Below are 26,736 nucleotides of genomic sequence, written 5' to 3' on the forward strand. Positions count from 1 at the left end.
GGTGGTTACTCCTTTCAGAGCATTTCACGCAGACCTCCCTAGGTACCACACGTTTCTTCCTCTCCATCCATCTGCCTCATTTATCATGCATGATTCCGTGTAGTTATGGGGCTTCGACTTGTACCGCAGCCTTACCCTCATGCATAACCTCATATGAGATTTCTGTTCGTCAGACCAGAGATTTGCCCGTGAGTTAGTATGTTCCTCACATCCAGCTTCCTTCAGATTCCGTCTTGCGGCGGACACCCTTGCTTTCGGCTATATCCTTCCCACTACCGGGCGGATTCGGGACTTTAACCCGTTAGAAACGTGCGCCGCTAGGCGCACAGTAAAATAAAGCCCCTTGCAATTAGCCAGGGGTTTTATTATTTATTTTGTTTCATTAAATCCAACAAAACCAGAATAGGAAAAATGATAATACAAAATAATATCATTTTTCACCTCTTCCTTTAATCAAACTTAAATCTTTTATATTTTGTACACGTTGTAAAAGCTTTATATATATCCGGTTGCTTTTCCTTTAATGCTTTACCGTCAAGCCTGATTTGTATTACGTCCTTATATCTTGCCTTGTGTTCATTGCCTATTAAAACGTCCGTATTATTTTCTAGCATATATAACCTTATTTCATTTATCAAACCAACTACAACGGTTTGTGCCTCTGCTAAAATCATTTTATATTACGCCAATTCCGAAAATATTACGTTTATGTTTCTCCTCTCTTGACAAACTAAAAACCGAATTTTATAATCTTCTTATAAATATTTTTTTAAATCAATTCTTTTTTCTGGTTTACATTTTGAACTTTTATTATTTGATATCATAATAATATTGATATTTAGAATATCCAACAACCACTATACGATTTTCAATTATTTAATAATTAATTTAGGAGGCGAATATTTTGAGCACATTTGCTGAAAACATTAATCAGATATGCAAACTAAAAGGAACTAAACTTACCACATTGGTTAAAGGATGTGGGTATTCTTCATCCAAGACCACGGCTATTAATCGCGGTTCTATTCCATCTGAAAAACAACTCATTAAATTTGCTGAGAAATTAAACTGCTCGGTAAAGGATTTCTTTGCTGATACAACATCTGAAAGAAATGATTATTATTCAAACGAAGAGAAACTGTTAGTTGAAGGTTATAGAAACATGCCTAATAGCCATAAACATAAATTACTAGCATATTTCTATGAACTATTGGAATTGGAAAAGGAATAATCTGGAAAAACTGTTGTATACACTAGATACGCTAGATACTCTAGCAATAATCAAAGAGAGGAAAATATTGAGGGACAATTACGTGAATGTCTAGATTTCACCAATAAAAAAAATATATTTATTAAATCGAGAATATTGTGACAGAGCTGTATCAGATAAATTCCAAATTGTAAACTTTTTTACCTATCGAAGCTTGTTCTACTGTAGGTTCTCCAATAAGCACTTCCGCTTCAGAGCGGTCTGGTAATTCAAAATATTTCGTATCAAAACCTCCCCCATAACCATAATTAAAGTTCGAGTTGCCTTCATCATCGAGTGCCGTGAGAACAATAAACTCGGCTCTTGGATTACTGCCGTATTCCTGTTCCAATCGTCCAATAACATCGTGAACCGACCAACGAGTGGCGTTGTGTATCTCCTTGGCAGTCATCTTTTTACGAGATTTAAGGTCATTGGTATAGGAGAGCCATAACTTATCCAATCGTTCTTTGCTCATTGCTTCCTCGATACCCGAGCAAAGGTCATCGGCGTAGAGGATTTTGTCACATCGGGTCGCACCAGTAAGAGAAGCGTTGATTGCTCTACAAGTGAGGGTAGAGAACCTGTGCTTTTTACCAAGGTGTTTCCTCCTTTGAGTTGGTGCTTGCCACATTTACCCCGGGGAAAACATCTGCCCACAGATACTCGGGATCTGTGATAATCTGCATTACTCCGTCATAGAAGGAGCGTGTCAGTGTTCCCGAGTGAGCAGAGGCGAGAGATTGACCGTCCGGGTCACGCCCCATAACCCAAGAGAGGAAGAAGATACCGCTAAAGGGATGTTTTCTTTTTTTGTTTCTAAGCTTATATAATACGCGTCTTCATACGCTTGTATGTTCCCTTTTTCTATCTCCGAGAAAATTTTTAATATTATATTTGTCATATTATTTCCTCCAAAATAAAAAAAAAGGTGCGTTACCACAGAGGAATTATCCTCGTGCGGTAACGCACCTTTAATCTAATTATTCGTCTTTAAACTATTAATTTTCCAAATTGTAAACTTTTTTACCTATCGTAGCTTGTTCTGCTGTAGGTTCTCCAACAAGCACTTCCGCTTCAGAACGGTCTGTTAATTCAAAACTATAGATTACATCCACGGACTGTCCATTTCTAACCTCAGTGGCTAGGTTATCTTCACCATTAAGATATACAGATTCCGTTAATTCTTTATCGTTTTGAAAAGCACGAACTGCGAAACAGGACGCTGCATAAGTTGGTTCTTCACTATTATTGGTATAAGTAGCATTTATGTGCAGTGAATTATTTTCTTCGTCTATAAATGAATCCTTTAATTGTAAAGACCATTTTTCATATTCAGCGTAATCAGAAACTTCTTGAGCAGTGTCACTAACCGTCTCTACATCATCACACGCTGTAAGTGCAAAAGTAAGAGCTAAGATAATACCTAGCGTTTTAATAATGTTTTTCTTTTTCATACTAATATCTCCTTTTTTTTTTATTTTTCAATTTGTTCAACACCGTATCTATCCCTCTTTAATTGGTTATACCAGATACCTCTGCTAATGCCCAGCTTCTTACAAGCGGTAGCTATCGTTATTTCACCGTCTTTTTACATTTTGAGAAATTTCTGAAAAGCAACCAGGTCTTTTATCTTTTTAGGTCTGCCGTTTTGATAATCAGATCTCAACTTAGCTATTTCTCTTCCCGATTGCGTTCTCTCTATAATTTGGTCTCGTTCCCATTGGGCAAAAGCAAGCATGATATTTTTCATCAGTCTTCCTGTGGGAGTATTGTCAAACATACCCATGTTGAGAATATGTAATCGGCACCCTTTATCTGTAATAGTGTCAATTATCTCAATTCCGTCTTTTGTATTCCTTGCGATACGGTCTATTTTTGAAACTATTACAGTATCGCCCTTTTTAAGACGAGACAGAAGTTTGTCTAATTCGGGGCGATGTTTCTCTGTTCCCGTAAAACTCTCACAAAAGATTTTTATAGCACCTGCCGAAGTCAATTCTTCTTTTTGATGTTCAGGAGAATTTCCGTCTCGGGCTTGCCCCCTGGTAGATACACGAGCATAACCATAAACCATTTTAATCCTCCTTATGAATATTTTCAAGATAATAAAGAGTCTAAATCAGAAGTAAGTACGGAAGGTCTTACTTCCCATTCCTCATCATCTGTATGAATAATTAATTTTCCACCCATTGCATTTAAAAGGTCAACCAGTTTATCGACCTTCATAGCATCAGTCTTCAAATAACTACTTATACTAGCCTGACTTTTTAATCCGAGTTTTCTTTGCAAGTCACCTTGTGTAGTGTTGGTTTTTTTCATAATAATTTTCACAATTTCTTTTTCATTCATAATGACCTCCTTTGAATTAATTATAACAATATAATAACACATTATTTTAATATCATCTTTTTTTGAAAATATTTGGACTACTTCCTCAGGGGGTCCAGCTGTTGTATATCCCATGAAGGCACTTACTTGAACAGCAGCAAAATTACTAGGTAAATAATACCTGATATAATGTGAATTGCTAAAATTTAAATCTAGATTAGTGGATTAACTTCATCATATTAAAATAAAAAAAATATTATCATTTATGATGAACCTTTTGGGGTTCTTATTACAATTATTTTTTGAAAGGGGCAAAAAGCTCCAATAAAGACGTCTGAAGGAGTAAAAAATGAATCGTGTAGAATTGGAACAGTTTATGGAAAGCTACGGATCAGATATACTTTCTTTTTGTAAATATCTAACAAAGAATAAGGAGATAGCTGAGGATTTATGCCAGGATACCTTTGTTAAAGGATTTGAGATGATAGATCGTATCGAAAATGAATCCCATGCAAAAAACTTTTTTCTTTCCATTGCCATTAAATTATGGAAAAACAAGAAAAGGAAGTTTGCCTGGCGAAGCAGAATCTTTGACCAGAAAATAATCCCAATGTCGGAATATGAAATGGAACTTACAGGAATTGAAAATACTCCGGAAAAAGAGGCTATAAAAAGTGAAGAAATACAGGTAATTAGAAACTGTGTTAATAAACTCCCGGAAAAAAAGAGACTTGTTATCCTTTTGTACTATGTAGAGGGCTTAAAAGAAAAGGAAATTGCCAATGTTTTAAAGCTTCCTTTAGGAACTGTTAAAAGCCGCTTACACCAGGCAAAAAAAGATCTTGAAGTAATGCTTTCTAAGAATCAAATGTTCAAATAAAGAAAGGAGAACTATTTAAAATGAAAACTATAGATGATTATTTAAAGGATGCCCTTTCACCAAAAGAAGATATGAGTGATGAATTAAAAGCTCGTATTATCGATGAAATTTCAAGTAAAAAGGAGAACAATATGAAAAAAATAATTAATATCGAGCATAAAAAGAGAAAATTTCCCACTGCTGCAGCCGTTGCAGTTGCAGTCCTGACCCTTTCAACTGTAACAGCTACTGCAACCTGGAAGTATTTATCTGCAAATGAAGTAGCTCAAAAAATGAACAACCAAAAGCTTACACAGGCTTTTTCCGATAAAAATACCTGGATAAATGGGGAAACCCAGTCCTGTGACGGGTACGATATTTCTTTGATAGGTCTTGTTTCAGGAAATGATTTATCTGATCATTTAAGCAAAGTAAAAGACAAAGTATCAAATGATAATACCTACGCTGTGGTTGCAATAAGTAAGTCTGACGGTACTGCAATGCCGGAATTGTCAGATGAAAAATATGATGATACCAATTTTTTAGTTTCAGCTTATGTCAAGGGACTTGACCCTGCAAAATATAATATTTTTTCACTAAATGCAGGCGGAAACCTTACCATTGTTGATGAAGGTATTCAATATCGTATCATGGAGGTTGAAAATATTGAGGCCTTTGCTGACAGAGAAGTTTATCTTGGAGTTTCTGATGGTGCTTTTTATAATGAAAAGGCTTTTAAATTTGATGAAACTGACGGAAAAATCACCAAAAATAAAGATTATAAAGGTGTAAATGCCCTCTTTGTCCTTCCACTTGATTCTTCAAAGGCAGATAAAAGTAAAGCCGACGAGATTGTTGAAAGGATTGTCACTAATTCTGTAGAAAATGAAAAGGCAGAGCAACTTCAAGACAAGGAAGTGGTAGATTTTATGTCCAAACTTACTCCGGATAATATTGATGAATATGCCAACCCCCTTGAATCAAGCAGACAGGTTTTAACACCGGATAAGGATGGTTATTTAAATTATGAATGTGTTTTACCTAATGGAGATTTAATAAACTCAACTTCATGGATAAAGGAGCTTTTCCCGCAGAAAAAAGCCGGAATGAGCGATAAATTCAGCTATACATCATCTGAAAAAGGATTAAAGGATCTTTTAATTGAAACCTATACCTTAAACGAGGATGGAACTGTTACATATCTGATTTATCAACCAAAGTAAACAGAAAAGTTTATTATATAATACTAAAAAAAAGTGGTCTTACGACCACTTTTCAGACCGTAGACAAACCCCTTGAAGGATTTTCGCATCCAACAAGGGGTTTCTTCTATTCTTGTTCTGCTTTTTCTTTTTAGATTGTTATTTTCCAAAAACAAGTTGAGATATCCCCAGTTTATGCCGGTTGTAATCCCCATTCATTCTTTATCTTTGCCAATTTCTTTAGATTCATTGCGCTATAAGTAAGCGCGACTTTCATTTTCATGCGCGCCTTACCATACATCTGCGTATATCTAAAACCATGATTCTCTTTTGCTGTTCCAAAGATTCTCTCTATGGTTTCTTTTCTGTGAGAGTATAAATCTTTCATTCCTCGGGTATGTCTTATATCTTCACATGCTTCCATGTATTCTTCCCAGACATGTCGTGTTACCACTTTTACATGGTTCTTACTTGCTGTACATTGGCTCAAGAAATCACACTTCTCGCAGATGTGCCCACAGCTTTTATATTCCTTATAACCATCTCTGTTTGTAGTACTGTATTTTAGTATCTGGTCATTAGGACAAATATAGCAATCATTGTATTCATCATAAACATACTCATATTTTTTGAAAAAACCTGCTTTAGACATTGGACGTTTATAAGGGAAAACAGGTTTTACGCCATCATCTAATAACAGTTTTGCAATGGCCGGTGTTTTATATCCGGCATCAACAACACATTTATCCATACCGATGTTTTCAAGCTTATCATACAGCCCTTTAAAAGTTCGACTGTCATGCTCATTGCCGGGATTAACCGTGAAATCTAGAATCCATCCATTCTTATCACAGGCTGTTTCAATTCCATATGCGAAGACATGCTTATGCTCGCCTTTACGAAACCATCCACTTTCAGGATCCGTTGTGCTGCATTTGATGGTTTTACTATCCATCGGAATATCATCTGTATAATCTTTAAACTTATCGCCGGATCCGCCACTAGGCTTGTTGCCATCATCCTTACCCTTTATCGGTTTTTTTCCATGTGTCTCACGGTCAGCATTGATGTCCTTGCGGAGCATTTCTGCGTAGAACAGCGCTTCCTCTTTCGCGATGCGGCGCCGCATCTTTTTATTATTAGCACGTGCTTTCACATGCGTTGCATCAACAAACACTTCTGTAGAATCTACAAGTTTGAAACGATAGCACTCCTCTAAGATATGCTGAAAGATTTGTTCGAACAGATCGGTTCCTTGAAAACGGCGGGTGTAATTCTTGCCAAAAGTAGTAAAATGCGGAACTTTTTCTCCCAACTCTAAACCAAGAAACCAGCGATATGCGACATTCACTTCGATATCCTTTATTGTCTGCCGCATGCTTTTGATGCCATATAAATATTGAATCAACGGGATTTTAATCAGCGTTACCGGATCAATACTGGGACGTCCGTTATCCGGAGAATACTTATCTCGAACGAGATCATATATGAAACTCCAATCGATAGCTTTGTCAATAATGCGAAGGAGATGATCCTGTGGAACAAGATCATCGATTGAAAAGAATTGTATCTGATTTCTTACCTGCTCTGTATGTTCTGTAATCATGAATTCAACCACCTTTTTGATACTATTATTATACCAAAAGTAATGGTGAGAAACCTATAAAATCATTAGATTTCTGCATTTTTACACAAAGAAAAGGCCGTGATGACACGACCTTTGTCTTCACTCTGAAAAGTGGTCTTACGACCACTTTTTCTATATAAACATCCAGCAAATTATTTGATTAGTTACATTTTTCATATTGAATTATCTCTTATCATTTAGAAATTTTTTTATATTTTGTTTTACAACATCGCAAGGACAAGTCTGATGTTTTTTAAAGTAATAAAGACTGAAGTGTTTTTTACCAAAAGTTAACTAATGGCTATATTGGTTTTTGCATTTAAGTTATCAAGATGTATGTTCAATATATATGTATTCAAATTTTTTGCTGAAATCTAAAAAGCTTTTTAATCTGAAATTCTAACTATTCTTGTGCAGACTTTTTCTGCCAGAGCCTGGTTATGGGTTATTATTGCCATGCTCATTTTTCTTTCATCTGCTATTTCAAGAAGCATTTTCCAGATTTGTGCCTGGGTGATTACATCTAACATTGTCGTTATTTCATCACATATCAAAAGCTTGGTCTGGGGAGCAAGAATCCTTGCAATACAAAAACGCTGCAGTTCTCCTCCTGATAATTCCGAAGGCCAGCGGTTAAGCCATGCCTTTTCTATTCCCATTTGTTCTAAAAGATATTCATCCGGTTCGAAACATTCATTTAAGGTTTTTTTCATTTTCCAACGAGGATTTACAGCCAGTTCAGGATGCTGATAAATCATCTGAACAGGACAAAAAACTTTCCTTTCCATAGGGACATCATCTATTAAAATCTGACCTTTAACAGGCTTTTGATAACCTGCCATTATTTTGGCAAAAGTACTTTTTCCACAACCTGATGGTCCGACGATTCCCACTCTTTCACCGGCTTCTATGGTTAAAGACACATCCTCTAAAATAAGAGGTGATTTATCCGTATATCTAAAACTGATATGCTCTGCTTTAAACTGCATTTATACACCTTACCTTTCCGCCTCTTAATTCTCTTTCTTCCTGTCTACCAACACAGTTTTCATTTCTGTATTTACAGCGTTTTGCAAAAAGACAGCCTGAAGGAAGATCTCCTGCATAGGGTTGTGTTCCTAGGATAGGAACAAATTCATTTTGCGGCAGGGCATCAATAAGAGCTTTACTATATGGATGGCGAAGTGCATCTTTTCCCTTGATAAAGTCTTGTGTCGGTGCTATTTCTATAATTGAACCGGCATAAAAAACAGCTACTTTATCAGCTACATTTAATGCCAAATCAATGTCATGGGTTATCATTAATACTCCTGTTCCATTATCAGCAAAGGTTCTGAAATGTTGTAAAGTTTCCATGGCTATATCAAGACTAAGTCCCGGAGTAGGCTCATCTGCAATAATTAATTCAGGATTTCCCATCAAGGCACCACAGATTAATATACGCCTTGCCATTCCTCCTGAAAGCTGAAAAGGATACTTGTTTGAGGTATCAATAGGAAGTTTATATTGATTAAATAGTTCTTCTTTTCTTTTGCTTGTTCCAAAAACTCCCTCAACCTGTTTTCCCACTTTCATTACAGGATCAAGATAGTCTATAGACTGGGGAATAAATGCAATTTCCCTTCCAAAAAGTTCCTTTTCTCTTTTTTTAGTAATAGTCTGTCCTTTATATAAAACCTCTCCACCTACAACTGCATTTTTAGGCAAAAGGTTAAGAACTGCATGAGCAAGGATACTTTTTCCCGAGCCGCTAGAACCCACTACAGCAAGAATCTCCCCTTTGTTTACTTCAAGAGAAAGGGAATGAATAACCTGTAAAGTTGTTTTATGAAAACTTCTTGGCTGATACATGCTAAAGCCCACTACCAGATTGTTAACTTTTAAAATTGATTCACTCATAATTCACCCTCTTATTCATTTCCACTGTTAGGATTCCATAATTTTTTCATTGTTTCTCCGATAACATCAAACAAAATTACTGCTATTAAAAGCATTACACCAGGGAAAACAGCCATCCACCATTTTCCAGTTGTTATATAATTCATTGATTCTGACAAAATTACACCGATTGCAGGCATTTCCTTTGGTAATCCAAATCCTAAGAAAGTTACAGATGCTTCATGCATAATTGCATGAGGAAAAAGTAATACAAGTCCTATAAGATATGCCGGTAATACATGAGGAATCATATGATGTACCGCAATATACACAGGTGAATGTCCCATCTTTTGTGATGCCAGCACATATTGTGAGGACTTTAAGTGAAGCACCTCCTGACGGACAATACGGGTAAGTCCCGGCCAGTGTGTCAAAGCAACAGAAGCCGTAACACCAAGTGTTCCTTTGCCTAACATATATGATATAAGTATCAAAAGAACAAGATGAGGAAGTCCCATACAAAGGTCAACAGCCAATTTTACAAACCTGTCTACCACTCCACCCCAAACTGCAGATGCAATACCAAATATCAACGCAACCACAGAACTAAAAAGTGAAGCTAAAAGTCCGATAACTATACTGTTTGAAAGTCCTTTTATACAACGCTTGAACATATCCCTTCCCATTGCATCTGTTCCAAAAAGATGTCCGATTGAGGGCATCAGTAATTTATTATCATAATTAACTGCATACTCACCGGGATTCATAAATAATCCCCAGAAAAAGATAATTAAAAGATATAAAGCCGCAAAAATAACAAGCGTCAGCACTGTCATCTTTCGACTCCAGTTTAATTTATTACTCATTTAGACCTGCCTCCCTTATACGAGGATCGCAAACTCCATATAATACATTTGCAATCATATTACCACTAAAAACAAATACTGCACTTATAAGTGCCACTCCCATAAGCAAAGGGGCATCAGCATTTAATGCAGCTGCAGTTGTCGCAGTTCCGATACCAGGATATGCAAATACATTCTCAGCCAGTGCCATTCCTCCAAACAATTCACTAAAGGATGAAAACTGAATTGTTATTGCCGGAAGTAAAACATTTCTTAAGATATGTCTTTTTACAATCTGTCCGATATTTTCACCGCGTGTTTTCGCATAAAGAATAAAGTCGCTGTTTAATATCTCTACTACCTGCTGTCTTGTATATAAAACTATTTCTCCCATACTTACAACACTAAGAGTAATAGCCGGTAATATCAGATGATATATGTAATCTCCCAAAGTAACTTCTGATGCAAGATTTCCCATAGGAACAGCCATTCCTATCGGGAATAATTTTAACCAGACTGCAAATACCACAAGAAACATAAGTCCAAGCCAGAAGGTAGGGGCTGACTTTGTTATCAGGCAAAAAAGCTTTATAATCCGGTCAAAAATACCTCCCTGTCGAAGACCACATATTATTCCTAGAACCACTCCAATTAATCCCGATATTAACCAGGAAATCATCATTAGTACAAAAGAATAGGAAAATCTTTCGCCTATTACTGTGGCTACCGGTTTTTTATAGGTTATGGAATTTCCCATATCGCCATGAAAAATATTATTAAGCCAGGTCATAAAACGCTGAGGTAATGGAGCATCCAGTCCCCAGTATTCAACAATTTCAGCTTTAGCTTCAGCTGATAAGGTTGACTCCGTACCGATATAGGAAACCAGTGGATCTATTGGAGAACTTGCTATAAGCACAAAGGCCAAAAGACTTACAAGAAATAAAAGTATCACCATTCTGATGCTTTCATATACAAGATTTTTTCTTTTCTTCATATTTTTAAGACTCCTTTAAACATCAATAATAAAGCGTTAGTTTTTAGCCGGAGTAGATTACCCCGGCTAAGTTTAATGGATTTAAACCTTATTTACCAACGCTTTAATTTAGAGGGATACTTTATTAATTTAAAACCCAGTCTTTAAGGTTACAAATAATAGGGGTTCCATGTCCATGTGGATGTGGAATCTGTGTATCTTCAGATATATCAAGATTTTCATTTATGAAATATGAATGCTCAATATTTACAAGATAAAGGTATGGATACTGGGCATCACTGATTTTTTGTGCTTCTTTCCATGCAGCATATGCGTCATCAAGATTTGTAGCATTGAAAGCTTTTTCAATTGCTTCATCACATTCTTTGCTGGTTAAACCTGAAACATTAGCATATTGAGCTTCAAGGAACATTTCTGAGTCAAATAAGCTGTAAAGAACTGTAGGGCTGTATTGTCCCCATCCCCATACTATTGGAGTAGTGTTTTCTTCTTCAACAGCTACATCCCAGGACTCATTTCTAACTTTTACTTCAACCCCTAATTCTTTTACATTTTCTGCAAAAGCTGTGGCAAGTTTATAACGGTCTTCATCATTACCTGGAGCAATTACTTCAAAAGCACATTTTAAGTCGCCTTTTTCTCTGATTCCGTCACCGTCACTGTCTTTCCAGCCTGCCTCTTCAAGAATTTTCTTTGCTTCATCCACCTGATTATCTTCATAATCATCTGTAGATGCCCATGGAAGATTATCTGTAAAGTTTACAGCCGGTACACCTTCACCATTAAAGGCAGCATTAATTATTTCCTGACGGTTAATACCGATGGAAATTGCTTTTCTGACAGCTAAGTCACTGGTTACATCATTTCCAACTTCATATTCTTTACCTTTACTGTCAGATTTCTTTTGTTTTGTTAAGGTTGGAAGGCTGATATTTCTAACATCCATTGTTTCAAGTTTATGAAGTTTCATTCCTTCAATTTCTTCGTTAATGTATGTAGAAGTTACCATAACAACATCCATCTGACCTGAGCAGGCATTGGAATATGCTGTATCCTGGCTCATGGAGATAATATTTACCTGTTCAATATCAGGAGTTTCACCCCAGTAATTTTCATTAATTGTGAGAATTATCTGCTGATTTGCGTCATATTGAGCAACCTTATAAGCACCTGTTCCAATAGGAGCTGTCTCAAATTTCTGTTCATCATATGCGTCACTTGGAACTATCTGAAGTTGAGCAACTATGTCTATGAAAGGAGAATAAGGTTTGTCTAAGGTAAATTCAACGGTGTAATCATCAAGAGCTTCTACCTTAGATAATCTTGACAAATCCGCATTTTCATTGTTAGCCTGATTTTCTTTTACCTTATTGTAGGTAAAGACTACATCTTCCGCGGTAAAATCACTACCATCGCTGAATTTTACATCTTTTTTTAGATTAAAAGTATATTTAAGAGCATCATCACTTACACTCCAATCTGTAGCAAGATCTGCCACATAGTTGGAATTTACATCTGCCTGTATAAGTGCCTCATTTACAAAGGGATATCCGTAACTCATAAATCCTTTTACAGGATCCATGCTGGAATCAAAAACCCCGTTTCCGATATAAATATTAATACTTTCATCTGAGTCATCATTTTTTGAATCGGCCTTTTGACTATCACTGGAATCTTTGGCTACATCTTCTGATGCAGACTTATTGCTTTTTGAATTTGCGTCACTACCTGAATTTCCACAGGCAGCAAGACTTGATGCTAACATAACTGCCAGCATAATACTTAAGAATCTTCTTTTCATTGAAACCTCCACTCAATTTTTTTTGGAATATATAGCTACATAAACGCCTCTTTTGTTACCGAGAAGATTCTAACATTTAGAAAATATGCCAACAAGCCGGTATAGGGGATAAAATTTTACACAAAATTTAATTGTTTTATTGTTATTTTATTTTTATAAAAAAAAGACAGCAGCTTTTTACACATTAAAAGCAACTGTCTTTTGTAAATAATTACATTAAGGGAGAATTATATATATTATTAAAATTATTTATGGTATATTCTATTTCATCAAAATCCGTGGTAAAGCACATTATATTCATATCAGCAGGATTTAAAAATTCTTCTAATACCGCTCTTTGATACATTTCCTTAATAGGCTGATAATATTCATTTTCATCATAAAAAATAACCGGAGAATGTATCCTGCCTAATCTGTTTAAAGTTATTACTTCTGTTACTTCCTCTAAGGTTCCTGCACCACCTGGCAAAGCAATAAAGGCATCCGATAATTTGATCATCATTTCTTTTCTTTCAGACATTCTTTCTACCATATGAAGTTCTGTCAGATTCGTATTTACCGGCTCTACCTTGGTAATAAATTTGGGAATTACTCCAATTACTTTTCCTCCGTTTTCAAGGACTGTATCCGAAACAACACCCATGATACCTGAAGCTCCACCCCCATAAACCAAAGTGTTTTCGTTTTTACCAATCCATTTACCGACTTTAATAGCTGCATCTTTATAGTATTTTCTTTTTCCGATACTTGAACCGCAGTAAACTGCAATATTCATATCTATCACACTCACTTTCCCTATATTTACTAGATTCTATTTTAACAAAAATTCCCATAAAAATAATGGAAAAATATAAATTTTTTATAAATTAATAATCCACCTTCATAAGACACAATCCTTTTGCAGGGGCAGTATATCCGGCAGCCTTTCTGTCTTTTGCCTCTAAAATATCTGTCATGTCTTTGGCCTTAAGTTTTCCCATACCCACTTCAATCAAGGTTCCTGCTATTATTCTTACCATATTTTGTAAAAATCCGTCTCCATGGACATATATTCTTATATAGCTTCCGTTTCTTTGTATATCTATATTGTCAACATTTCTGACTGTAGATTTTTTCATTTTTGAATTTCCGCAAAAGCTTTTAAAATCATGACTTCCCACCAGTAATGCTGCTGCCTTTTTCATTTCTTCTATATCCGGCATTTCATCTAAAACTGTTACATATTTTCTTTCAAAAACCGGTTTTTTATCCCCATACCAAAATGTATATCTGTAGGTTTTCCCCAGGGCATTATATCTGCTGTGAAATTTCATGGCAGCGACTTTTACTTCATTAACACTGATATCCTCCGGTAGGTATCTGTTTAGATAGTCTTTTATCTCTTTTTCTGACATATCAGTATCTATAATGGCATTTGCAGTCATGGCTCTGGCATGAACTCCTGCATCTGTTCTTCCTGCTCCTATCACCTCCACAAGAGGTTTTTCCATGCCTGCCTGGGCCCTTCTTACATATTTTTTTAAATCAAAATTTTTATCTTTTTCAACAGCCTCCACTGGAAGAATCCCTGTCATTACAGATAAAAGCACTTCAAGGCGACCCTGTATTGTCTTATCCGTTGAATTTTGATGTTGCCAGCCATAGTAGGCAGAACCATCATAGCTGATGGTCATTTTTATATTTTCCTTCATGTTTTTTCTCCAATGTATATTTTTAAGTCACACTTCGTTATTATATCATATTTTTAATGCTTCATTTGTCTTTAAATTTTCTCTGGCAGGTAAAACAAAAGGATTTATTGCCAGAAACTATGACAATAAACCCTTATTATTAATTATATCTGAATAAAAATTCTTATCCAGAGTCTGTTCTAATATTCCCTCTTCAATTAAGTGTATCATTATCTGGGCAAGTTCAGGATCAAATTGTCCACCCTTTTCCTTTTCAAGCTCGGATAATATAAATTCTGTAGACTGTGCATGTCTGTAGGGTCTGTCAGAACTCATAGCATCAACTGTATCTGCAACACAAATTATCCTTGCCTCTATAGGTATCTCTTCTCCCTTAAGTCCAAGCATATAGCCTTTACCGTCATATCTTTCATGATGGAATTTGGCACCTTCTGCTACTTTTTCAACAGCCGTAACATCTTTAAGGATATTTCCGCCTATTTCCACATGTTTTTTTATGGCAGCATATTCCTCATTATTTAATTTTCCGGGCTTAAATAAAATATGATCCGGAACTCCGATTTTTCCAATATCGTGCAACAAGGCTATAAAGTATAAATTTTCAATTCTATCCATTTCCCAGCCAAGTCTTTCTGCTATCTTTACAGAATACATTGCTACCCTTGAGGAATGCTGTTTTGTGGAGGCATCACGGGCATCCAAAGCATTACTTATTGAAAGTATGGTCTGAATAGATAATAATTCACTCTTTCGCCTTTCATTTACTATATCAATTTCAAGCTCCAGCTCTTTTTCACGCTCTTTTTTTATAATATCCGTAACATCAGAGCAGGTAATAAAAAATATGGTCTTATCTTTATTTATAAAATCAACTCTGATGGACTTTACTTTTTTATTATAAAGCTCTACCCTTTCTGAATAATTACTTTCAGGACCTGACATCTTTACAAGGTAATTTCTAAAATCATCTATATCCTGGAATCTGTTTCCATAATGTCTCATTAAACCTTCTAATTTTGCAGGAGTATTGTATTTATAAATATTATCTATTTTTCTATTGGTACTTTTATCCACAAATCTAGCCGTGTTGGAATTAACATTTATATATAAAAGATAATCATAAAAATTGGTAACTGTTGTTTGAATTATGGAATTTTCCACCATTGAGGAAGTTATATTTTCTTCTCTTTGTTTTAAATACAAATCTCCGTTTCCCGGAGAACGCATCATGGTAAAATCCAGTTTATAACAATAATTTCCCTTTGGTGTGGATAAATTTATCTTTAAATGTCTAGGATATGTGCCCCCTTCATATAAAGCTATTAAATGTTCCAATTCATATTCGAAAAGCTCTTTTCTGCCTTCATCATCAGTGGCAGCCTTGTAGGCATAATGCCAAAAATCCTTATAGGCTACCTTAAATCCCAAAGTCTTTTCAAACAGTTCTGCCGCCTCTTCCACTACTAGTTCATTTCTCGTAAGATTCCATACACGATAGCCCACATAACCATCCTCATAATAGGGAATACCGTTTCCCCTAAATGAAAACATTATACGATTAAAAACTTCCCGTCTTTTTCTTTTTCTGGCGACTTCCTCTTCTTTTATGGTTTCCCCAGAACTTTCATAAAAATATATGGCATAAGCCAATCTGTCTTTTCCCCAGGTTATTGAAACTATGTTTAATTCAATATTTCTTTTAGACTTAGGCTCTATAACATGAACCGGTCCCATATCCACGGCATTAAAAAATTCTCTGAAATTTATCTGGGAATTGGGATAATAGTATTCTTTAAAGCTCATGCCTAATTTAAAAGGTTTAGGAGGCTTTAGCATATTATCAAGTGCCCAGTTATGATAAAGAAGTTCTTCATCTGACTGTGACACTACTGCCAAAGCGCCTATATGCTCATCTAAAAATTTGGCTTTCGGGGCTTCAAAATACTCTTTTTCATACATTGCATCCTCGATTACCTTATCAACATGATTATAATACACAAAAGCAAGCCTGCTACCGTCTTCCATGGTTTTAAAATATCCCCTGGCGTTAATATATCTTTCCCCGTCGGGAGCTTTATATGTAACGTCAAAGTCTTCCCCAAACATAACCACATTGTCTATTTCTGCTATTATTTTATCTATATCATCCTTATGTACAAATCTTAATAAATTTTCATTCATTTGATTAATAAGAATTTTTCTTGGTTTATTCATGCTTTTACATAAGGCGTCTGTTACAAGTAATGTAACTAAACTTTTTCCGAGATATTGATAAATAGCCATAGGAATAGGAATGCTTTCATATATTTGTTTTTCTTCTTTTGTAAATTTATATCTGTTACTGATAGCCATAATTATCCTCTAAGTAAATCTTTTTGATATATTTTGTAAGAAAAATGCAAATATTTCCTATAATTATAAGCTGATAATGAGTTTATTCTTTTGTGAAAAAGCCAGATTGCTTTTGTAAATAGAACATATTTTTCTTACGTATCATCCTTTTTTTGTCTATTTTACATTATACTATAATAATTTAATTTTAGACCATTGCTATTATCGACAAAAAAAATGCTATTTTTATCTCATTACTGTAATTAATTTCCTTTTGATATTTTTTATATGTATTAGCGAATACATTTTCAGTTTATGCTAATACAATTATTATGGATTTTATAAATAAAATATATTTTAAATCTGTTTTTCCACAAAAAACAGACTGTCCGAAATTTGGACAGTCTGTAATAAATAATATTTTTTTTATCTTGCAACATCAAGACGCACAAGTGCTTTTCTTAATGCATATTCTGCACGGGCCTCATCCACCTTGCCATCAGCAACTGATGCAAGACGTTTTTCTGCACGTTCCTTAGCTCTTTCAGCTCTGTTAACGTCAATTTCATCCGGCCATTCTGCGATTTCAGCTAAAATTGTAACCTGATCGCCAAGTATCTCAGCAAAGCCAGCATGTACTGCGGCTTCCTTCTGTGTGCCATCCTCAAAGGTTAAAATTACTGCTCCAGGTCTGATTACTGTTGTTAATGGAATATGATGTTTGTAAACACCAATATCTCCTTCAGTAGTGGAAAATTCAATCATTTCCGCCTGTCCTTCGTAAAAAACCCTGTCAGGACAAATAATTCTTACTTTGAAGTTTCTATCTTCCATTTAGTCACCCCTCGTTAAAACGGGCCACTACCTCATCTATTGTTCCTGCATTAAGGAAGAATCCTTCCGGAATTTCATCATGTTTTCCATCAAGAATTTCCTTGAAACCTCTGATTGTTTCTTCAATTGGAACGTATTTACCATCTTTTCCTGTAAACTGTACAGCTACGAAGAATGGCTGGGATAAGAATCTTTGAACCTTTCTTGCACGGTTAACTACGAGTTTTTCATCTTCTGAAAGCTCGTCCATACCAAGAATAGCGATAATATCCTGTAATTCGTTATATCTTTGAAGAATCTCCTGAACTGCTCTGGCAACCTTGAAATGCTCTTCACCAACAATACGAGGGTCCAATATACGAGATGTAGACGCAAGAGGGTCTACAGCTGGGTAAATACCAAGCTCTGATATTGAACGTGAAAGTGTTGTTGTTGCATCCAAGTGAGCAAATGTTGTTGCAGGAGCCGGGTCAGTAAGGTCGTCGGCAGGTACATATACAGCCTGAACAGAAGTAATTGAACCGTTCTTTGTTGATGTAATTCTTTCCTGTAAAGCACCCATCTCAGTCTGTAATGTAGGCTGGTAACCTACGGCTGAAGGCATACGTCCAAGTAAAGCTGAAACCTCTGAACCAGCCTGTGTGAAACGGAAGATGTTATCAATGAAAAGAAGTACGTCTTTTCCACCTTTATCACGGAAATATTCTGCCATTGTAAGTCCTGTAAGACCAACACGCATTCTAGCTCCCGGTGGCTCGTTCATCTGACCGAATACCATTGTTGTCTTGTCGATAACTCCTGATTCTTTCATTTCATAGTAGAGGTCATTTCCTTCTCTTGTACGCTCACCAACGCCGGTGAATACTGAGAATCCATCATGCTCTGTTGCTATGTTGTGAATAAGTTCCTGGATAAGTACGGTTTTACCAACTCCGGCTCCACCGAACAATCCGATTTTTCCACCCTTTTGATATGGGCAAAGAAGGTCAACGACTTTAATACCAGTCTCGAACATCTCTGCTTTTGTTGCCTGTTCTTCAAAAGATGGTGCCTTTCTATGAATAGGCATATATTCTACACCTGATGGTGCTGCCTTTTCGTCAATTGGCTGACCAAGAACGTTGAAAATACGTCCAAGTGTCTTTTCTCCAACCGGTACACTGATTGGTGCTCCGGTAGCTTCTGCATCCATTCCACGAACCAAACCATCGGTAGGACCCATGGCGATGCATCTAACTGTATCGTCTCCCAAATGCTGTGCTACCTCAGCTACTAAAATATTATTATCACCTATGTTTATATTAATAGCGTCATTAATCTCAGGAAGATTTCCCTCGCTGAATTTAATATCGAGTACGGCACCTACAATCTGAGTGATCTTACCTATATTTTTTTCTGCCATTTAATTAGCTCACTCCTTTATCGTAATATGCACATCTTAACTGATTGCATCTGCACCCGCTATGATCTCAGTTAATTCCTGGGTTATAGATCCCTGACGGGCTCTATTATATTTAAGCTCAAGGTCATTTATCATTTCCTCGGCATTGCTTGTAGCAGAATCCATGGCCTGCATTCTGGCGCCATTTTCACTGGCAACAGCTTCTACAAATGCTCCATAAAGAAGACTTGTAATATATTTAGGTATAATGAGAGCTAATGCTTCATCCTCAGCTGGCTCGTAACTCATAATTGTTCGATCATCTGATTCATTTCCTTCACCTTCTGCTGTAAGCTCTTCCTTAGACATTGGAAGCAGCTTAATGCACTTTGGAATATGGCTTACCGTATTCTTAAATAAAGTATATGCAAGATAGATTTCGCTGATTTCACCATTTTCAAAGTCTGTCAGAAGTTCTTTTGCTATAAACTCTGCATCTTCAAATAATGGTGACTCTATAACCTCTGAATAATCTCTCTTTATTTCATAGCCTTTTCGCGTAAGTATCTCACAACCCTTTTTTCCAATACCGTAAATTAATACATCCTTTGGATCAAAGTTTTGTTCAAAAACCTGCTTAACAACATTTGAGTTGTATCCTCCGGCTAAACCTCTGTTGGAAGTAACTACTATAATAGCCTTCTTTCCAGATTCCTTTGCTTTAAGATAAGGATGGTCAATATCTCCGGATTTTGCAAGCATTGAAGTTACTGTGCGATACATCTGATCAAAGTAAGGTTTTGAATTCTCGGCATGCTGTTTAGATTTTTGCAGCTTAACCGTAGAAACAAGCTTCATGGCATTTGTAATCTGCTGAGTACTCTGGATACTGCTTTTACGTCTTTTTATGTCCCTCATTGAGGCCATAGTATCACCCTTTTCTACTTAAACTGTGCTTTGAATTCTGTAATTGCCTTGATCAATAATTTTTCATTATCATCAGACATTACTTTAGTCTTTCTGATATCGTCCGGGATTTCAGGATATTTTGTATCAATAAATTCGAATAATTCTTCCTGGAATCTCAATACATCGCTTACTTCTACATCAAGTAAGTACTTATTTGTAACAGCATAAATAATCATTACCTGATATTCTACCGGCAATGGCTTATACTGTGGCTGTTTTAATACTTCTCTGATTCTTTCACCTTGAGCAAGTTTGTTTCTTGTATCTTCATCAAGTTCTGAACCAAACTGTGAGAATGCTGCTAACTCTCTAAACTGTGCTAATTCAACACGGATAGGAGCTGCAATTTTTTTCATAGCCTTAATCTGAGCAGAACCTCCAACTCGTGATACGGAGAGTCCCGCATTGATAGCTGGTCTGAAACCTGAGTTGAACATTTCTGTTTCAAGATATATCTGTCCGTCTGTAATTGAAATTACATTGGTAGGAATATATGCTGAAACGTCTCCTGCCTGTGTTTCGATGATAGGAAGAGCTGTAAGAGATCCTCCACCTAATTCATCTGAAAGTTTTGAAGCTCTTTCAAGAAGTCTTGAATGAAGATAGAATACATCTCCAGGATAAGCTTCACGTCCTGGTGGTCTTCTAAGAAGTAATGAAAGTGTACGGTATGCAGTGGCATGTTTGGACAAATCATCATAAATGATAAGTACGTCCTCACCTTTTTCCATCCACTCCTCACCGATAGCACATCCTGCATATGGTGCGATGTATTGTAATGGCGCAAGTTCACTGGCTGTAGATGCTACAACAGTTGTATATGCCATAGCGCCGAATTCTTCAAGTGATTTAACTAATGCTGCAACAGTAGATGCTTTCTGTCCGATAGCAACATAAATACACTTAACTCCTGTACCTTTCTGATTAATAATTGTATCGATGGCAATTGCAGTCTTACCTGTCTGTCTGTCACCAATGATAAGCTCACGCTGTCCCCTTCCGATTGGAACCATGGCATCGATAGCTTTAATACCAGTTTGTAAAGGTGTGTCAACGGATTTTCTTTCGATTACGCCGTGTGCAACCCTTTCAATCTGTCTAAATTTGTCTGTTTCTATAGGACCCTTTCCATCTATAGGCTGTCCTAATGCGTTAACAACACGTCCTACCATTGCATCGCCAACAGGAACCTCAACAACTCGACCTGTAGTCTTAACTGTATCACCCTCGTTGATATTCTTGCTATCACCAAGTAAAACAGCACCTACGTTGTCTTCCTCAAGGTTCATGACCATTCCATAAACCTCACCCGGGAATTCAAGAAGTTCTCCCTGCATAGCTTTTTCAAGGCCGTGTATACGCGCTATACCGTCTGCTACCTGGATAACAGTACCGATTTCTGATACTTCAAGTTCAGACGCATATCTCTTAATCTGTTCTTTAATAACAGAACTTATTTCTTCCGGTCTTAAACTCATGGAGCGTATCCACCTGCTTTCTTATTTGCTTTTTCTTTTATTATGATACTAATCTGATATCTGAAAGTTTCTGTGTAAGCTCGTATAACTTTGTTCTTATACTGCTGTCAACTACTTTGTCATTAATTCTGATGATCATTCCACCTATTAAAGTTTCATCAACTTTGTAGTGGACTTCAAATTTGACATAGGAAGTAGTATCCAGAAGCTTTTTCACTAAACTTTCTTTTTGTTCAGCTCTTAATTCTACGGCAGTAGTAACATAAGCAATACCAATTTTCTTGTGTTCTTTGTACATTGCTACAAAATAATTTAAAATATCTACAATCTCTGCTGAATGTTCTTTTTCAACAACAATATCGATAAGACCAATAAGATATTTTGAAACTCTGCCTTCAAATACATTCTCAACCACTTTGATTTTTTCTTCTTTATCAATATTAGGATGGTTGAGTAATTTAATCAATTCAGGATTATCTTCCAGTGCCTGTACAACGGCAGTTACCTCTTCATACAAGGCATCCAATTGATTTTCATCAAGCGCCAGTTCAAACAGCGCATCACCGTAAGTGGTGGAAACTAACTTAGCCATGTCTCATCACCCATCTCTTTTAATGTTTCATCAACTAAACTATCCTGTATCGTTGTATCAATGGAAGCACTGATTACCTTCTGTGCCATAGCAGCAGCGATTTTTACCATCTCCTGCTTAATTTCATCGGCTGCTCTCTTTCTTTCAAGTTCAGCTTCTTCATTGGCTCTGGCAATAATTGAAGCAGCTTCTTTCTTAGCGTCTGCCACAATCTTTTCTTGATTTTTCAAGGCTTTGGCACGTGCCTCACTAAGAATCGCTTCTGACTCTTTATCAACAGCTTTAAGCTTTTCTTCGTATTCTAACTTCAGCTGTTCAGCATTTTTCTTGCTTTCTTTTGCATCATTTATATCACTTGCAATACGTTTCTTTCTGTCCTCAAGTACTTTACGTACCGGATTAAACAAAAGATATGATAAAAACATTGTAAGGATAAGTACTGAAATACATAATAAAACGGAGTCTGCCAACAACTGAGCGTCAAGATTAAATAGCCTTTCCAAAGTCCAGCCTCCTTTCTTTCATAATAATTCTTAAACCTACAATGATTATGCTAAAGGTTTTACGAATAAAAGAAGCATAGCAACTAAAAGTCCATAAAGACCTGTTGTTTCGGCTACGGCCTGACCTAAAAGCATGGTACTTGTAATATCACCCTTTGCTCCAGGATTTCTACCAACTGCGTTAGCAGCATAACCAGCAGCGATACCCTGACCAACACCAGGTCCGATACCACTGATAACTCCTATTCCTGCTCCAATAGCTGAGCATGCCATAATTAAATCATGTCCGTTAATATCCATAGTTTTGTTTCCTCCTTAAATTAAGTAAGATTAAAATTATTTTTTGAATTCCTTAAGAATTCTTCTGGAACATTAAAGATAAATACTCTTTACGTTCATTTTTCCCTTTTGTGCAATTGTTTCTTAATTTTCTCCAAGTTTCTCGCTAACATAGGCCATGGTAAGCATACAGAATACATAGGTCTGAATAGCTCCGGAGAATAAATCGAAATACATATGCAAAAATGCCGGCCAAGCATAAGCAACCATATTTAATAAGCCGTAGATTAATGCCATAATAATTGTTCCTGAAAGCACATTCGCGAAAAGACGAAGTGACATTGAAATCGGAACGGCAAAATCACCTACGAGGTTAATTGGCAGCCAGAAAGGCCACGGCTCCATCAAAGATTTTATTACTCCTGACGGTTTGTTGTACTTGAAGTCAACAAAGTGGATTATACAAAATGTCATAACTCCAAGTGGGAAAGTTACACCGTAATCGGCTGTAGGCGGTCTTAGTCCTAATAGTCCAGAGACATTTGAAAGCAAAATAAATATAAAAATAGTACCAATGTAGTTAACATATTTTTTATAATGTTTTGCTCCAATATTACTACTTACCATGTTGTCTAATGCTTCAACAGCCATTTCTACTATACATTGGAAAGTTCCGGGAATCTCATCGGCTTTCTTCATCTTGGCATTAACTACCAAAGCGAATATAACCAGAATACTCATTACAATAAATACTGAAACTCCGGTGGTTGTAATGTATAATTTCTGACCAAAGAGTTCATAGGAGAAAACGCCTTTAATCATAAAACTGCTTTGTACATCTGATGCGACAACGTGTCCCAAGCCTACACTACCAGTTGATAAATTAGCGCCTATCACACTTTCACCTCCATTCTATTATTTTCTTTTTTACTACTTCTCAATTCCTCCTATCTGTAATTTTTGAAAAGATTTTATGAAAAAACGGTTGTGTAAATGCAGCCGCTTTCAACAACATTACGCCAATAAAGGCCGGAATAATGCAGTCATCATTAAAAATACCCAAAAGGGCAAAACTAACGATTACCACAATGTAACGAACTAGTGAACTTCTTCTGATATAACCAGGTCCTCCCTGTTCTCCCAAAGCTAGAGACGCTCTGATTCCATTTTCCATTGTAATTGCCATAAAACATGCCAAAATACTCCCTATAGTAAGGCCGATGACATAATACAATGCAAACCTGGTTACAATGACTCCAGGTATTAAAACAAGCACCCAAAGTATAGCAATCCCAAACAATAATTCTTTTAAAGTGTCGCTAAATCTTCTAATCATTTTTTTCATCTCTACTTTTTTTCAAATAACTGTCTTTTTCGTTATCCTCTTTGCCAATTACTGTCTTGGCCATATTGTATACACCCTTAAAACCAGCGACACAGCCCAGAACAAAAAAGGGAACAACCAGAATAGGCATATCAAACTTATCAGCAAAAAACATACCTATATAACTTGTAATACCTATAGATACTATAATAATCAGCCCAAACTGAGTTATCATAGTTAGGCATTTCATTATCTGATTGTTATTCTTTTCAGAATATCCTCTTCTTTTCATAGACACCTTCCCTAAAAAACTATCGTTTTAAAAACTCCGGTATTTTAAGAGTATCCCAGACACCTTTCTTTTTTTCAGGCTTTGTTTGCTCTGGTTCTTCTTTTCTCACCGGCTGCGGTGGTACTGCCTTTTTTTCTTTAGTTTCTTCAAAAGCCATGCTTTTACGCGGCTTCGGGGTCATTGGCACCCTTGAACTAATTGAATTGGCAGTTGACTCAAAATTTCTTGTCACATTTTTTTGTCCCACACTGGTGTTGTATATTGAATTGTTATTTGACAAAGGATTTGCAGTAACATTCTGACTGCTGCTATACCTTCCTGGAATAGTCTGATCAGCATTCATGACAGACATACCCGGATTAAAAGATGGCTTTGATGGAGCTGTCTTTGTTCCCATGTTAAAAGCAGGATTCTGATTCATAAACAAAGTCTTTCTGGCATCTTCTTCAATACCAGTTGCAATTATAGTCACTTTGCACGCATCCTGCATGCTCTCATCGTATATAACGCCAAAAATAATCGTAGAATCATCTCCGATCATCTCTTGAACATAACTGCTGGCTTCACTTGCTTCCACAAGTCCCACATCACCTGAAAAATTCACAATGCAATGAGTTGCATTCTCTATGGTAGTCTCAAGTAACGGACTGTTAATAGCTGCCTTTACAGCCTCCATACACTTATCAGAACCTTTACCCTCGCCAATGCCGAAGTGAGCCAGTCCTTTATCTTCCATAACGGTTTTGATGTCGGCAAAGTCAAGATTAATAAGTCCTGTCTTGTTAATCAGGTCAGTAATTCCCTGAATTCCCTGTTGAAGCACCTCATCTGCTTTTTTAAGTGCATCCGGAAGAGAAGTTCTTCTGTCAACAATTTGTAAAAGTCTGTCATTTGGTACAACGATAAGTGTATCAACGTTTTTCTTTAACTCCTCAATACCCTTTAGAGCATTATCCATTCTGGTTTTAGCTTCAAATCTGAATGGCTTTGTAACTGCTCCTACTGTAAGGATTCCTCTGTCTTTTGCTAACTTGGCTACTATAGGTGCTGCACCTGAACCGGTTCCACCACCCATTCCACATGTAACAAATACCATATCAGCATCCTTAACAATTTCATCAATTTTATCAATACTCTCGGTAGCTGCTGCTGCACCAACCTTTGGATCTGCACCTGCTCCGAGACCTTTTGTGCAATTTTCTCCGATTTGAACAACATTTCTTGTAAGACATTTGTCCAGCTGTTGCTTATCCGTATTTATACAATAAAAAGTAACACCTGTTACCTCTTCCCTAATCATTCTGTCGACAGCATTATTTCCTCCGCCGCCAACTCCGCAAATCACAATCTTTGCTCCCTGTTTATTTTCTATGGAAAGTCCTTCTAACATTCTTACTTCCTCCGTACTTTCACGTATAAAATTACCATCGTATTTAAGTATACTCTAGCTTTAAAAATGTGTAAATATCCAAAACAACAAAAAAATATACAATTTTATCAAAAACTTTTCTATCTTTTAACTGACAGTTTCCTAAATTCTTCACACAGTTAGCAAAGTTTAGTTGTGTATTTACAATTATAAGACATTTACAACAAAAATAAATACTTCAGATAAAAGTTTATAATTTTTTATTTATTTTTAACAACCATTTTATTATATTTGTATAATTTTTCTTCGCCAGGGCTCGTCCCGGCTTTTCTCTTTTATTCTTTTCTTATAAAACAGCTGCTACAAATAATTTGTAGCAGCATTGGACTTTCTGACTAAATACTATAATGTAATTGTAACCTGTCTGCCTGATCTTTTATACTGAATGTATTTAACACCGGCAGCGTCAAACATTTTTTTAGATGCAAGAACGGACAAAGTATCCGCATATTTATCGCTGTCATATACCACTGTTGAAATCCCAGCCTGAATAATTGCCTTTGCACATTCGTTGCAGGGAAATAAAGTAACATAAAGTTTAGCACCTTGTAAACTTGTTCCACTATAGTTTAATATAGCATTTAACTCGCTATGTGTTGAAAAAAGATATTTGTTATCAAGTTCTTCCCCGTCTCTGCTCCAGGAAAATTCATCATCTGAGCAGCCAATAGGAAAACCGTTATAACCCATGGAAAGAATTTTATTATCTCTGCTTACTATGCAACATCCAACCTGAGTGTTTGGATCTTTTGAGCGCATGCCTGATAATATGGCAACGCCCATAAAATATTCATCCCATGAAATGTAATCTTCTCTTTTTCTGGTCATATTTATCCTTCTATCT

Annotated in this window: 29 protein-coding genes; 3 read left to right on the forward strand and 26 right to left on the reverse strand. The window is 36.2% G+C overall.

Annotated elements, in window-relative coordinates; all coding sequences use genetic code 11:
* Positions 1-449: 449 nt before the first annotated feature.
* The gene (locus BM153_RS08200) at positions 450-674 is read right to left on the reverse strand and encodes a hypothetical protein (RefSeq protein ID WP_092872599.1); all 225 of its coding nucleotides are present in this window, start codon (positions 672-674) and stop codon (positions 450-452) included.
* Positions 675-904: 230 nt separating this feature from the next.
* Between BM153_RS08200 and BM153_RS08205 the strand changes: the two genes are divergently transcribed.
* Entirely contained in the window at positions 905-1,231 is a 327-nt protein-coding gene (locus tag BM153_RS08205; RefSeq protein WP_092872601.1) for a hypothetical protein, read from the forward strand.
* Between the two features lie 151 nt (positions 1,232-1,382).
* Here BM153_RS08205 and BM153_RS08210 read toward each other — a convergent pair whose 3' ends face one another.
* The 4 genes from BM153_RS08210 to BM153_RS08230 all read right to left on the reverse strand — a co-directional run bounded on the left by BM153_RS08210 (position 1,383) and on the right by BM153_RS08230 (position 3,601).
* Entirely contained in the window at positions 1,383-1,727 is a 345-nt protein-coding gene (locus BM153_RS08210; protein ID WP_143088289.1) for a hypothetical protein, read from the reverse strand.
* Between the two features lie 523 nt (positions 1,728-2,250).
* Positions 2,251-2,706, reverse strand: a complete 456-nt coding sequence (locus tag BM153_RS08220) for a DUF5067 domain-containing protein (protein ID WP_092872607.1) — start codon at positions 2,704-2,706, stop codon at positions 2,251-2,253.
* A gap of 134 nt (positions 2,707-2,840) precedes the next feature.
* On the reverse strand, positions 2,841-3,326 hold the full coding sequence (locus tag BM153_RS08225; RefSeq protein WP_092872609.1) for a recombinase family protein: 486 nt from the start codon (positions 3,324-3,326) through the stop codon (positions 2,841-2,843).
* 23 nt (positions 3,327-3,349) lie between these two features.
* Positions 3,350-3,601, reverse strand: a complete 252-nt coding sequence (locus BM153_RS08230) for a hypothetical protein (protein ID WP_143088290.1) — start codon at positions 3,599-3,601, stop codon at positions 3,350-3,352.
* 328 nt (positions 3,602-3,929) lie between these two features.
* Between BM153_RS08230 and BM153_RS08235 the strand changes: the two genes are divergently transcribed.
* The gene (locus BM153_RS08235; RefSeq protein WP_092872613.1) at positions 3,930-4,460 is read left to right on the forward strand and encodes an RNA polymerase sigma factor; all 531 of its coding nucleotides are present in this window, start codon (positions 3,930-3,932) and stop codon (positions 4,458-4,460) included.
* A gap of 20 nt (positions 4,461-4,480) precedes the next feature.
* Positions 4,481-5,662 (forward strand): hypothetical protein, encoded by a 1,182-nt coding sequence (locus tag BM153_RS08240; protein WP_092872615.1) that lies wholly within the window; start codon positions 4,481-4,483, stop codon positions 5,660-5,662.
* A 172-nt stretch (positions 5,663-5,834) separates the two neighbouring features.
* Here the strand turns inward: BM153_RS08240 and BM153_RS08245 are convergent, their stop codons facing one another.
* From BM153_RS08245 to BM153_RS08345, 21 genes are all read right to left on the reverse strand, one after another.
* Positions 5,835-7,247: an IS1182 family transposase gene (locus BM153_RS08245; RefSeq protein ID WP_143088291.1), complete on the reverse strand. Its 1,413-nt coding sequence runs from the start codon at positions 7,245-7,247 to the stop codon at positions 5,835-5,837.
* A gap of 407 nt (positions 7,248-7,654) precedes the next feature.
* On the reverse strand, positions 7,655-8,257 hold the full coding sequence (locus BM153_RS08250; protein WP_092872617.1) for an ABC transporter ATP-binding protein: 603 nt from the start codon (positions 8,255-8,257) through the stop codon (positions 7,655-7,657).
* Positions 8,247-9,167 (reverse strand): ABC transporter ATP-binding protein, encoded by a 921-nt coding sequence (locus BM153_RS08255; protein ID WP_092872619.1) that lies wholly within the window; start codon positions 9,165-9,167, stop codon positions 8,247-8,249. Before BM153_RS08255 ends, BM153_RS08250 begins: the two co-directional genes overlap by 11 nt.
* Before the next feature lie 11 nt (positions 9,168-9,178).
* A complete protein-coding gene (locus BM153_RS08260; RefSeq protein WP_092872621.1) occupies positions 9,179-10,012 on the reverse strand; it encodes an ABC transporter permease in 834 nt (277 codons plus the stop codon).
* The gene (locus BM153_RS08265) at positions 10,005-10,988 is read right to left on the reverse strand and encodes an ABC transporter permease (protein WP_092872623.1); all 984 of its coding nucleotides are present in this window, start codon (positions 10,986-10,988) and stop codon (positions 10,005-10,007) included. Before BM153_RS08265 ends, BM153_RS08260 begins: the two co-directional genes overlap by 8 nt.
* Positions 10,989-11,112: 124 nt before the next feature.
* Entirely contained in the window at positions 11,113-12,789 is a 1,677-nt protein-coding gene (locus BM153_RS08270) for an ABC transporter substrate-binding protein (RefSeq protein ID WP_092872625.1), read from the reverse strand.
* Between the two features lie 211 nt (positions 12,790-13,000).
* Positions 13,001-13,564 (reverse strand): LOG family protein, encoded by a 564-nt coding sequence (locus BM153_RS08275; RefSeq protein ID WP_092872788.1) that lies wholly within the window; start codon positions 13,562-13,564, stop codon positions 13,001-13,003.
* Positions 13,565-13,655: 91 nt separating this feature from the next.
* A complete protein-coding gene (gene truA / locus BM153_RS08280; RefSeq protein WP_092872627.1) occupies positions 13,656-14,480 on the reverse strand; it encodes a tRNA pseudouridine(38-40) synthase TruA in 825 nt (274 codons plus the stop codon).
* 117 nt (positions 14,481-14,597) lie between these two features.
* On the reverse strand, positions 14,598-16,832 hold the full coding sequence (locus BM153_RS08285; protein ID WP_092872629.1) for an HD-GYP domain-containing protein: 2,235 nt from the start codon (positions 16,830-16,832) through the stop codon (positions 14,598-14,600).
* Positions 16,833-17,237: 405 nt separating this feature from the next.
* Positions 17,238-17,645: an ATP synthase F1 subunit epsilon gene (atpC, locus tag BM153_RS08290; protein ID WP_092872631.1), complete on the reverse strand. Its 408-nt coding sequence runs from the start codon at positions 17,643-17,645 to the stop codon at positions 17,238-17,240.
* A gap of 4 nt (positions 17,646-17,649) precedes the next feature.
* Positions 17,650-19,047, reverse strand: coding sequence for a F0F1 ATP synthase subunit beta (gene atpD, locus BM153_RS08295; RefSeq protein ID WP_092872633.1), 1,398 nt, complete (start codon positions 19,045-19,047; stop codon positions 17,650-17,652).
* Between the two features lie 36 nt (positions 19,048-19,083).
* Positions 19,084-19,953: an ATP synthase F1 subunit gamma gene (atpG, locus tag BM153_RS08300; RefSeq protein WP_092872635.1), complete on the reverse strand. Its 870-nt coding sequence runs from the start codon at positions 19,951-19,953 to the stop codon at positions 19,084-19,086.
* Between the two features lie 14 nt (positions 19,954-19,967).
* Positions 19,968-21,473, reverse strand: coding sequence for a F0F1 ATP synthase subunit alpha (gene atpA / locus BM153_RS08305; protein WP_092872637.1), 1,506 nt, complete (start codon positions 21,471-21,473; stop codon positions 19,968-19,970).
* A gap of 40 nt (positions 21,474-21,513) precedes the next feature.
* Complete coding sequence (gene atpH / locus BM153_RS08310; protein ID WP_092872639.1) at positions 21,514-22,065, reverse strand: ATP synthase F1 subunit delta; 552 nt, start codon at positions 22,063-22,065, stop codon at positions 21,514-21,516.
* Positions 22,053-22,568, reverse strand: coding sequence for a F0F1 ATP synthase subunit B (gene atpF, locus BM153_RS08315; RefSeq protein ID WP_092872641.1), 516 nt, complete (start codon positions 22,566-22,568; stop codon positions 22,053-22,055). The genes atpH and atpF overlap by 13 nt, the downstream gene beginning before the upstream one ends.
* Before the next feature lie 45 nt (positions 22,569-22,613).
* Positions 22,614-22,868, reverse strand: coding sequence for an ATP synthase F0 subunit C (gene atpE, locus BM153_RS08320; RefSeq protein WP_092872643.1), 255 nt, complete (start codon positions 22,866-22,868; stop codon positions 22,614-22,616).
* Between the two features lie 123 nt (positions 22,869-22,991).
* On the reverse strand, positions 22,992-23,669 hold the full coding sequence (gene atpB / locus BM153_RS08325; RefSeq protein WP_092872790.1) for a F0F1 ATP synthase subunit A: 678 nt from the start codon (positions 23,667-23,669) through the stop codon (positions 22,992-22,994).
* A 115-nt stretch (positions 23,670-23,784) separates the two neighbouring features.
* On the reverse strand, positions 23,785-24,183 hold the full coding sequence (locus BM153_RS08330; protein WP_092872645.1) for a hypothetical protein: 399 nt from the start codon (positions 24,181-24,183) through the stop codon (positions 23,785-23,787).
* Positions 24,176-24,463 carry an AtpZ/AtpI family protein gene (locus BM153_RS08335; protein WP_092872647.1) on the reverse strand — a complete coding sequence of 96 codons (288 nt, stop codon included), beginning with the start codon at positions 24,461-24,463 and terminating at the stop codon, positions 24,176-24,178. Before BM153_RS08335 ends, BM153_RS08330 begins: the two co-directional genes overlap by 8 nt.
* A 19-nt stretch (positions 24,464-24,482) precedes the next feature.
* The gene (gene ftsZ, locus BM153_RS08340; protein ID WP_092872649.1) at positions 24,483-25,853 is read right to left on the reverse strand and encodes a cell division protein FtsZ; all 1,371 of its coding nucleotides are present in this window, start codon (positions 25,851-25,853) and stop codon (positions 24,483-24,485) included.
* 381 nt (positions 25,854-26,234) lie between these two features.
* Positions 26,235-26,720, reverse strand: a complete 486-nt coding sequence (locus BM153_RS08345; protein WP_092872651.1) for a deoxycytidylate deaminase — start codon at positions 26,718-26,720, stop codon at positions 26,235-26,237.
* Positions 26,721-26,736 lie beyond the last annotated feature (16 nt).

Origin of the sequence: Acetitomaculum ruminis DSM 5522 (assembly GCF_900112085.1) — a bacterium.
GTDB lineage: Bacteria > Bacillota > Clostridia > Lachnospirales > Lachnospiraceae > Acetitomaculum > Acetitomaculum ruminis.

Excerpts from the sequence above, each read along its gene's own strand:
- BM153_RS08200 (WP_092872599.1), bottom strand. The coding sequence starts at position 674 with ATGATTTTAGCAGAGGCACAAACCGTTGTAGTTGGTTTGATAAATGAA.
- BM153_RS08230 (WP_143088290.1), bottom strand. The coding sequence starts at position 3,601 with ATGAATGAAAAAGAAATTGTGAAAATTATTATGAAAAAAACCAACACT.
- atpA (WP_092872637.1), bottom strand. The coding sequence starts at position 21,473 with ATGAGTTTAAGACCGGAAGAAATAAGTTCTGTTATTAAAGAACAGATT.
- truA (WP_092872627.1), bottom strand. The coding sequence starts at position 14,480 with ATGAAGGAAAATATAAAAATGACCATCAGCTATGATGGTTCTGCCTAC.
- BM153_RS08225 (WP_092872609.1), bottom strand. The coding sequence starts at position 3,326 with ATGGTTTATGGTTATGCTCGTGTATCTACCAGGGGGCAAGCCCGAGAC.
- BM153_RS08260 (WP_092872621.1), bottom strand. The coding sequence starts at position 10,012 with ATGAGTAATAAATTAAACTGGAGTCGAAAGATGACAGTGCTGACGCTT.
- BM153_RS08240 (WP_092872615.1), top strand. The coding sequence starts at position 4,481 with ATGAAAACTATAGATGATTATTTAAAGGATGCCCTTTCACCAAAAGAA.
- BM153_RS08255 (WP_092872619.1), bottom strand. The coding sequence starts at position 9,167 with ATGAGTGAATCAATTTTAAAAGTTAACAATCTGGTAGTGGGCTTTAGC.
- atpE (WP_092872643.1), bottom strand. The coding sequence starts at position 22,868 with ATGGATATTAACGGACATGATTTAATTATGGCATGCTCAGCTATTGGA.
- BM153_RS08245 (WP_143088291.1), bottom strand. The coding sequence starts at position 7,247 with ATGATTACAGAACATACAGAGCAGGTAAGAAATCAGATACAATTCTTT.
- atpD (WP_092872633.1), bottom strand. The coding sequence starts at position 19,047 with ATGGCAGAAAAAAATATAGGTAAGATCACTCAGATTGTAGGTGCCGTA.
- atpG (WP_092872635.1), bottom strand. The coding sequence starts at position 19,953 with ATGGCCTCAATGAGGGACATAAAAAGACGTAAAAGCAGTATCCAGAGT.
- BM153_RS08335 (WP_092872647.1), bottom strand. The coding sequence starts at position 24,463 with ATGAAAAGAAGAGGATATTCTGAAAAGAATAACAATCAGATAATGAAA.
- BM153_RS08235 (WP_092872613.1), top strand. The coding sequence starts at position 3,930 with ATGAATCGTGTAGAATTGGAACAGTTTATGGAAAGCTACGGATCAGAT.
- atpC (WP_092872631.1), bottom strand. The coding sequence starts at position 17,645 with ATGGAAGATAGAAACTTCAAAGTAAGAATTATTTGTCCTGACAGGGTT.
- atpB (WP_092872790.1), bottom strand. The coding sequence starts at position 23,669 with ATGATTAAAGGCGTTTTCTCCTATGAACTCTTTGGTCAGAAATTATAC.
- BM153_RS08265 (WP_092872623.1), bottom strand. The coding sequence starts at position 10,988 with ATGAAGAAAAGAAAAAATCTTGTATATGAAAGCATCAGAATGGTGATA.
- BM153_RS08270 (WP_092872625.1), bottom strand. The coding sequence starts at position 12,789 with ATGAAAAGAAGATTCTTAAGTATTATGCTGGCAGTTATGTTAGCATCA.
- BM153_RS08275 (WP_092872788.1), bottom strand. The coding sequence starts at position 13,564 with ATGAATATTGCAGTTTACTGCGGTTCAAGTATCGGAAAAAGAAAATAC.
- ftsZ (WP_092872649.1), bottom strand. The coding sequence starts at position 25,853 with ATGTTAGAAGGACTTTCCATAGAAAATAAACAGGGAGCAAAGATTGTG.
- BM153_RS08285 (WP_092872629.1), bottom strand. The coding sequence starts at position 16,832 with ATGGCTATCAGTAACAGATATAAATTTACAAAAGAAGAAAAACAAATA.
- BM153_RS08220 (WP_092872607.1), bottom strand. The coding sequence starts at position 2,706 with ATGAAAAAGAAAAACATTATTAAAACGCTAGGTATTATCTTAGCTCTT.
- BM153_RS08345 (WP_092872651.1), bottom strand. The coding sequence starts at position 26,720 with ATGACCAGAAAAAGAGAAGATTACATTTCATGGGATGAATATTTTATG.
- BM153_RS08330 (WP_092872645.1), bottom strand. The coding sequence starts at position 24,183 with ATGATTAGAAGATTTAGCGACACTTTAAAAGAATTATTGTTTGGGATT.
- BM153_RS08250 (WP_092872617.1), bottom strand. The coding sequence starts at position 8,257 with ATGCAGTTTAAAGCAGAGCATATCAGTTTTAGATATACGGATAAATCA.
- BM153_RS08210 (WP_143088289.1), bottom strand. The coding sequence starts at position 1,727 with ATGAGCAAAGAACGATTGGATAAGTTATGGCTCTCCTATACCAATGAC.
- atpH (WP_092872639.1), bottom strand. The coding sequence starts at position 22,065 with ATGGCTAAGTTAGTTTCCACCACTTACGGTGATGCGCTGTTTGAACTG.